Origin of the sequence: Candidatus Brocadia sapporoensis (genome assembly GCF_001753675.2) — a bacterium.
In the GTDB taxonomy this organism is placed as follows: domain Bacteria; phylum Planctomycetota; class Brocadiia; order Brocadiales; family Brocadiaceae; genus Brocadia; species Brocadia sapporoensis.
This window is the reverse complement of sequence record NZ_MJUW02000015.1, coordinates 1-7,168: the sequence shown is the minus strand read 5'-3', so window position 1 is coordinate 7,168 and position 7,168 is coordinate 1. Positions and strand designations below refer to the sequence as shown.

Here is a 7,168-nt window from a genome sequence, read left to right as displayed (position 1 = left end):
CCCTTGTATTTGCTGGCTTAGCAGCTCATACACCCCTCGAATTGCGAAGGTCGGGTTAGCAAGACACCAGCGCCAACCAGCAGACTGCCCAGCATCTTTCGCCGGGTTATGGAAAACTACGATGTGAGCACCACGTTTTTCGTTATCAGAGGATATCCTCCTTTGCTCGTTTCCATACGAACCATGTTTCGTCAGTTCACGCGGACCTTTCTCACCTGGTATTTTTCTCTTTATTTTATCGCCGTTGGCATGTTATCGTATACCCTAAATATGTCAGCCCATGATAGCAGAATTATATGAAAAGCATCCAATTCTCTCATGGGTGGTATTATGTAAAGGTTTACAAATCATGATTTATATTGGGTGGTATGAACAAACAGAGTTTGTACGTACCGAACTTACCTAATGTTGTTTGTAGATCATTTTTTTGAAACTTGCTGGAACTATGCAATGGTAACACTCGGAAGGAGCGGGTATTCAATCCTTTTACAAAGGTACGAACAAACAATGCCTGTTTGTACCACTCGGATAAAATAGCTGCAATGCACCAACTTGATAAGTCATAAGATACGAATCTTGTGAGTATGAGCAAGGCGGAACCGGATTAGTTATGAAAACAGATGCTATACCATTTAAAGCCATTATCTTTGATCTTGACGGAACGCTGCTTGATACCCTGGAAGATTTGGGCACTGCTGCGAATCGTGTTTTAAAAAGAAACGGTTTTCCTGCGCATGATATAGATGCATATCGCAACATGGTTGGCGATGGCGCTGTTGTGCTGATAAGACGTGCACTTCCTGAGGACAGACGGAATGATGCTACTATTTACGACTGTGTCCAGGCATTCCGCGCTGAATATGAACGAGGGTGGAAGATAAAGACCAGACCTTACGACGGGGTGGCAGAGATGCTTGATGCACTGGTAGGGTACGACATAAAAATGGCTGTTTTATCAAACAAACCGGATGATTTTACAAAGCGGTGTGTAAGTGAATTTCTCCCACAATGGAACTTTAACCCCGTGTTGGGGCAGCGTGACTCCGTCCCTCTCAAGCCGGACCCATCCGGTGCTATCGAAATCTCCCGGCTTCTCAATATTTTGCCATCACAGTTTGTCTACCTTGGCGATACCGCTATTGACATGAAGACCGCTGTGACGGCGGGTATGTTTCCCGTTGGAGCCCTCTGGGGTTTCCGTTCCGCACAAGAATTGCTGACCAATGGTGCACAACTATTGATCAAAAGACCAACAGAGCTTCTGCGTATTCTGGATATCGTTGTGTAATGGATTTTTTATCGCTGAAATTTTTTAGACAAGATTGAGAAATCCAATGAGCGGGTGATTGTTTGGGAACACCTGCCCTTTCATCTAAACTGCGACACCTGCACCTTGTTCGCAGGGTATCAACTCGTAATCCATGCTGCCCAGACCAATCTCCTGTGCATAGGCAATTTGAATGGTATAATCAATTTGAGGCCAGGCGTCTTTAAAGAAGTCCGTTCCAATGTGGTCACCGATAATATCCGCCGTTGCCTTCTCAACGGCAACAGGGTCCCTGGACGCAACAATGCCGATATCCGCAATATCAGGTTTAAAGGGTTTGTCCATACAATCACAATGCCTGGTAATATGGGTTAAAAAGTTGAAAAAGACGGCCCTACCTGACTTCCTGCTCAAAATGGCCAGACAATATTCTGCCACCTTTTTTTGAAGGTTAACCGTATTTTCATCCCATGCAATTTTTACCGCACCGAACTGGCAAACGGCCAGACATTCCCCGCACCCAATGCATATTTTGGGATCGATGACGGCGAACTGCTCACCCACCTGAATTGCCCCCACCGGGCACCATTTACCACATGCACCACAGGTATTGCAGCGTTTCTTCAGGATTTGAGGGATTACTCCCGAGTGCTGGGAAAGTTTTCCGCCACGCGCGGAGAGTCCCATCCCAATGTTCTTCAAGGTAGCACCCATGCCGGTGGCCAGGTGTCCAGTCACGTGTGCGATGGAGATAATGACATTCGCCGCTTGTGCCACGCCGGCTACATGCGCATATTTACAGAGTTTCTGGTTGATCTCTACCTGCACACTATGCTCACCAAAAAGCCCGTCTCCAATGATAACCGGAGCCCCAACATTTTCGTAACTAAAACCGTGTTCGTGGGCATGTGAGATATGATCAACGGCATTGGTACGGCGACCGACATACAAGGTATTCGTCTCTATTAAGAACGGTTTCCCTTTACAATCCTTAACCTTATCGACAACAGCTTTAATAATAGGAGGTTTGAGATGGCCAATGTTTCCTTTTTCACCAAAACTGGTCTTCACTGCCACCATGTCATTCGTAGCAATCGTCTCCTCAAAACCGGCAAAGTCAAAAAGCCACCTCGCCTTTTGTGCAACGGAAGCAACATCTTCACCGTTATTTACTTTGATGAAATAGACCTTACTCTTCATAATCGTTCTCCATGAAACAACAAAAGCATCTTCAATCCCTAATCACAGAACTCTCTTATGCTAAATTTAGTACACTTTAGAGATATTAAGACAGAGAAGGTATTGAAAATCAATGGAAAAACATTTGTTGTTTCAACGGATTGGCTTTAATTTCAAAGCATACGCGAATCTGTTACAATGTCATATCAGGGTCTGCTGGCAGTCATAAAAAGGGACATAGTGCTTGATTTTAGCGTTAGATTCTGATATTTTTTAGAAATGAAAAAATTACTACAATCGTCGCCCATATATGATATCCTTCAAAAGGCAGAGCACGGAGAACGACTAAGCTTCGAAGACGGCGTGCGGCTATTCAAGTCCAACGATATCCTTCCTATCGGCCATGTAGCAAATATCATTCGTGAGCGAAAAAACGGCAATCATGCGTACTATATTACCAATCGTCATATTAACTACTCCAACATCTGCAAGAACCGCTGTAAATTCTGCGCCTTTAGCAGGAACAAGGGAGAGTCGGGCTCCTATGAAATGGCTCTAGAAGAAATTCTGGAAAAGGCCATGGCCGCAGTTGAAGAAGGCGCAAAGGAGCTCCATATCGTGGGTGGACTGCATCCGGATCTTCCCTTTGATTTTTATATAAAAATGATTCGTGCGATTCATGAAAGCTGCCACGACGTTCACATACAGGCGTTCACTGCGGTGGAAATTGAACATTTATCACAAATAGCAAGGCTTTCCATACGTCAGACATTGAAAGAACTCAAAGAGGCTGGATTAGGCTCCATGCCGGGGGGGGGCGCTGAGGTCTTTTCCCCGGAAATCCGGGAACAACTTTGTCCGGAAAAACTCAGTGGCGAAGGATGGTTACAGGTAATGCGTGAGGCACACGCCATGGGATTGCGAAGCAATGCAACGATGCTATACGGCCATATTGAAACACCCGAGGACAGGATCAGCCATCTTCTGAAGCTGAGGAAGGTTCAGGGCGAAACCGGTGGATTCCTGGCTTTTATTCCGCTTGCATTTCATCCAAAAAATACCGAACTGTCGAATAGTTCGGGTACTACTGCCATGTTAGATTTAAAAGTCATTTCCATAAGCCGGTTGATGCTCGACAACTTTGACCATATCAAGGCATATTGGATTATGCTGGGAATCAAGCTATCCCAGGTTTCTCTCAGTTTTGGTGTGGACGATATTGATGGAACGGTGCAGGAGGAAAGGATAACCCACGCCGCCGGTGCGGAAACACCAGAAACGTTATCCGTCCGGGAAATCATCAAACTCATCAAAGAGGCTGGCCGTGAGCCTATAGAAAGAGACACCCTGTATAATTCCGTGCAGAGAGAGCAACGGGATTTCATGCTCCAAAAAGTATAAGTCAATTTTAGCCCGATGTAAAAGGCCGCATAATGGAAGATGCCTTTTGCATTGCCGATCAGAAGTTTTACGGCTAATAGTATTACGAAACAGTCTCCTCAGTTCATTTTTAGGGGTGATTCAAAGAAATTTTCTGTGACTGATCTGTACTAAAGAATATCAATATTTATTGAAGGTCACGAGTTGTGAATAATGATTCCAAATCATATAAAAAAATAGTCTTTTCTTGTTTGTTCAGGTGGGGAGGTCTTTAAAATTCATGAATGCTTTTCCGAAACTCTTCAGTCCCTTTAAGATAGGTTCTCTGGATGTAAAAAATCGTATGGTGATGTCTCCCATGGAGACCCATTTATGTACAAAAGAAGGCTTTGTGACAGAGGAGATTATTGCTTACTACAAAGAGCGCGCTCTTGGTGGGGTGGGTTATATTACCCTGGAAAATACTGCTGTCGATCTTGCCGGTAGAGTCAATGACGGAATGCTTTGCATATACGACGACTCTTTTACTCCCGGTTTAAAAAGACTCACAGACTGCATCCATGCCGTGAATGGAAAGGTTGTTATTCAATTGAGTCATGCAGGGAAAGAGGCATTACCGTATTTTACCGGCCTAAAACCAGTGTCTCCGTCTGCCATTCCGAGCCCTTTGACCAAGGAAATCCCCAGGGAATTAACAAATGAAGAGATCAAGGATATAATTGACAAATTTATTCAAGGCGCTGTTCGTGCTGTAAATGCAGGATTTGATGGTGTTGAAATTCATATGGCACATGGGTATCTGGTAAATCAATTTCTTTCACCGGAATCTAACATACGTACAGATGATTACGGAGGAGACACGATCCGCCGTTCTCGATTTGCTCAGGAAATTGTTGAAGGTATCCGAAAGCGCACACCCAAAGAGTATCCTGTTATTTGTCGTATCAGTGCGGACGAATATACCCCTACGGGACTGAAATTGGAAGAAAGCAGGGAGATTGCCAGAATCTTAGAAAAGGCCGGTGCAAGCGCGATCCACGTTTCCGCGTGCAACTACGCATCTGCATTTTTTAATATACCTTGTTATTATTTAGAAGAAGGATGTTTTGTTCATCTTGCAGCAGGCATTAAATCTGTTGTAAAAATACCCGTTTTCGCTGTTGGCAGGATTTTAGATCCTGCTATGGCTGAAAATATATTACAGGAAAACAAGGCAGACTGTATTGTATTGGGACGAACCCTTATCGCCGATCCACACTTCCCTAACAAGGTGAAGGAAGGCAGGTCTGATGACATAAGAACCTGCATAAGCTGTAACCGGTGTATAGAAAGTATCTCCGACAAAAGGCTTGTATGTACGGTCAACCCGTATATTGGCAAAGAAGGGGTATATCACACAAAAAAAACTACCCAGCAAAAAAACATACTCATTGTTGGAGGCGGGCCTGCAGGACTTTCAGCCGCTCAGGTCTTATCAACGCGGGGGCATAAAGTTACCCTGTGGGAAAAAGAGTCGCAGCTTGGAGGAAGTTTCTGTTATGCATCCCTGGCGCCCGGGAAGGAGTTATTAGGAAGATTTCTCGATTATTTAATACTTCAGGCTAAAAAAGCCAACGTTGCAATTCAGCTTAACACAGAAGCAACTGCAGAATCAATCAAACGATTTTCTCCCGACATAGTCGTTCTTGCGCACGGAGCCAGGAGCGTGCCTGTTGAGATCCCGGGCACGCAAACGAACCGTACAATCAACGTTAAGAAAGCCTTTACAAACGTAGATTCCCTTGGGAGCAACATTGCCGTCGTAGGCGGGGGGCCTGAGGGATGTGAGCTTGCTGACTTTCTTGTTACCAGAGGGAAGAAGGTTACCCTCATAGAAATGAGGCGTATGTTGGGATTGGGATTAGTCGCACATCCCCGGTTTCATGTTTGTGAACGCCTTAAGAAGATGGGCGCTCAATTGCACGTCAACACAAAAGTTGTTGAGGTTGGGCCTAATTATATCGTTATCAATCGCCGAAGGGAGGCTGATCAAAAACTCGATGGGTTTGACGCCGTTGTTATTCCCGTTCTCCATCAGCCGAACATCGCACTTGCAGACTCTGTCAAATCCCTTGTTCCTGAGTTCTTTACGATCGGTGACGCTGCAGAAGGCCGGACTGCGCTTGAAGCCGTCGCTGAAGGTGTAGAGATCGGGATGAGAATCTAGCGCATTATGGCATCGTCGTGTAAAAACTTTTTTTAGAAAGTTTTTTAAGCGACATTTTTCATGCGCATGGGGAAATCTTTCTTTTTAGTAACTTTGTTTCTCCTTGAACAGGGAGATGGTAGAATGCCTCGTTTTTGGTGAGCAATTCAGGCGAATTTACACGCAGCACTTCGCGAAACGCCTGTTCCCCGGCATCCGCAGGGATGTTTGGATTAAGCCTTTGAATGGCAACTCTAAGCCTGCCCACTAAAACAGTATCACGGTAAGCCTGTCGTTCAGAAAACTCACCAGCGGGAGCAATAGCTGGCTCGTGAAGGAACAGGAAGCCCAGGGTTTCTAACTCCTCAATAGTATATTGTTCAATATCGCTTTCGGTAATTATGCTCATGTGCCTCGGCTTTTATAGTATCCAAAGGATGAAAACCGCACATGTCTTCAACAGACAAAAGACTACCCTCGCCTGTCATTGCGAGGAGTGAAACGACGAAGCAATCTCATAAACCGTCATAGAGCTCCTTCCATCCTGCTTCATTCCATTCATTAACTCTACTTTTTAGCCCTTGAGCCACCCTTAATTTGCTTCTCCCGGGATATGGCGTCTTTCACGTCACGAAATATCTCGTAATATACTAATTTTGTAATGTTACACTTTTTTGTAAACCCTTCGACCTTTTTCTCATTATGTTCATGCACTCTTCTTCTGAGATTATTTGTTACCCCTGTATAGAGCACCGCATTACTTCTATTCATCATTATGTAAACAGAGTGTAATTTGTCCATTGCAAATACCCTGATTGAATCTGGCATTATAAAAAGATTGCTTCGGAAAAGGCCCTCGCAATGACATTTTGCCATTTGTCATGAAATTTATCTATGCTGGTAAATATCGGTAATTTTCTGATAGAAACGCCTTTCACTGGCCCGTACTTCCCGAATACGTTCCGGGGGTTCACCAAGGTAATCCTTGCCAAAGAGCTTATCTTGCTTGAGCCGGTCATCATCCAATACAAAATCTTCGATGATGAGTTCTTTTAACGTTTAAGTTGTCTGGCCCTTAACCAAGCGTGATTTTTTTATCGAAAGAGATGAAGTTGTTTGAAATGCCCGATTTTACTGGTTAAAATAGGATTTTGCAT

The 7,168-nt window shown here is 44.4% G+C and carries 6 protein-coding genes and 1 pseudogene; 3 read left to right on the top strand and 4 right to left on the bottom strand.

The window, feature by feature from the left end:
• Positions 1–610: 610 nt before the first annotated feature.
• Positions 611–1,288 carry an HAD family hydrolase gene (locus tag BIY37_RS00345; RefSeq protein WP_201789357.1) on the top strand — a complete coding sequence of 226 codons (678 nt, stop codon included), beginning with the start codon at positions 611–613 and terminating at the stop codon, positions 1,286–1,288.
• Between the two features lie 84 nt (positions 1,289–1,372).
• On the opposite strand, the gene BIY37_RS00340 is transcribed toward BIY37_RS00345, so the two are convergent.
• Positions 1,373–2,467, bottom strand: a complete 1,095-nt coding sequence (locus BIY37_RS00340) for a DUF362 domain-containing protein (protein ID WP_070065862.1) — start codon at positions 2,465–2,467, stop codon at positions 1,373–1,375.
• Positions 2,468–2,725: 258 nt separating this feature from the next.
• Between BIY37_RS00340 and mqnE the strand changes: the two genes are divergently transcribed.
• Together mqnE and BIY37_RS00330 are read left to right on the top strand one after the other, a co-directional pair.
• Positions 2,726–3,847 (top strand): aminofutalosine synthase MqnE, encoded by a 1,122-nt coding sequence (gene mqnE / locus BIY37_RS00335; protein WP_070065861.1) that lies wholly within the window; start codon positions 2,726–2,728, stop codon positions 3,845–3,847.
• Positions 3,848–4,106: 259 nt separating this feature from the next.
• Positions 4,107–6,032 carry an FAD-dependent oxidoreductase gene (locus tag BIY37_RS00330; protein WP_070065863.1) on the top strand — a complete coding sequence of 642 codons (1,926 nt, stop codon included), beginning with the start codon at positions 4,107–4,109 and terminating at the stop codon, positions 6,030–6,032.
• A gap of 58 nt (positions 6,033–6,090) precedes the next feature.
• Here the strand turns inward: BIY37_RS00330 and BIY37_RS00325 are convergent, their stop codons facing one another.
• The 3 genes and pseudogenes from BIY37_RS00325 to rhuM all read right to left on the bottom strand — a co-directional run.
• Positions 6,091–6,420: a type I restriction endonuclease gene (locus BIY37_RS00325; RefSeq protein WP_070065860.1), complete on the bottom strand. Its 330-nt coding sequence runs from the start codon at positions 6,418–6,420 to the stop codon at positions 6,091–6,093.
• A 158-nt stretch (positions 6,421–6,578) separates the two neighbouring features.
• Positions 6,579–6,812 carry a GIY-YIG nuclease family protein gene (locus BIY37_RS00320; protein WP_201789356.1) on the bottom strand — a complete coding sequence of 78 codons (234 nt, stop codon included), beginning with the start codon at positions 6,810–6,812 and terminating at the stop codon, positions 6,579–6,581.
• Positions 6,813–6,911: 99 nt separating this feature from the next.
• Positions 6,912–7,067, bottom strand: a pseudogene (gene rhuM / locus BIY37_RS14175) (RhuM family protein); the annotation flags it as partial.
• Positions 7,068–7,168: the final 101 nt, after the last annotated feature.

Coding starts and splice junctions, on each gene's coding strand:
- BIY37_RS00345 (WP_201789357.1), top strand. CDS start 611: ATGAAAACAGATGCTATACCATTTAAAGCCATTATCTTTGATCTTGAC.
- BIY37_RS00340 (WP_070065862.1), bottom strand. CDS start 2,467: ATGAAGAGTAAGGTCTATTTCATCAAAGTAAATAACGGTGAAGATGTT.
- mqnE (WP_070065861.1), top strand. CDS start 2,726: ATGAAAAAATTACTACAATCGTCGCCCATATATGATATCCTTCAAAAG.
- BIY37_RS00330 (WP_070065863.1), top strand. CDS start 4,107: ATGAATGCTTTTCCGAAACTCTTCAGTCCCTTTAAGATAGGTTCTCTG.
- BIY37_RS00325 (WP_070065860.1), bottom strand. CDS start 6,420: ATGAGCATAATTACCGAAAGCGATATTGAACAATATACTATTGAGGAG.
- BIY37_RS00320 (WP_201789356.1), bottom strand. CDS start 6,812: ATGGACAAATTACACTCTGTTTACATAATGATGAATAGAAGTAATGCG.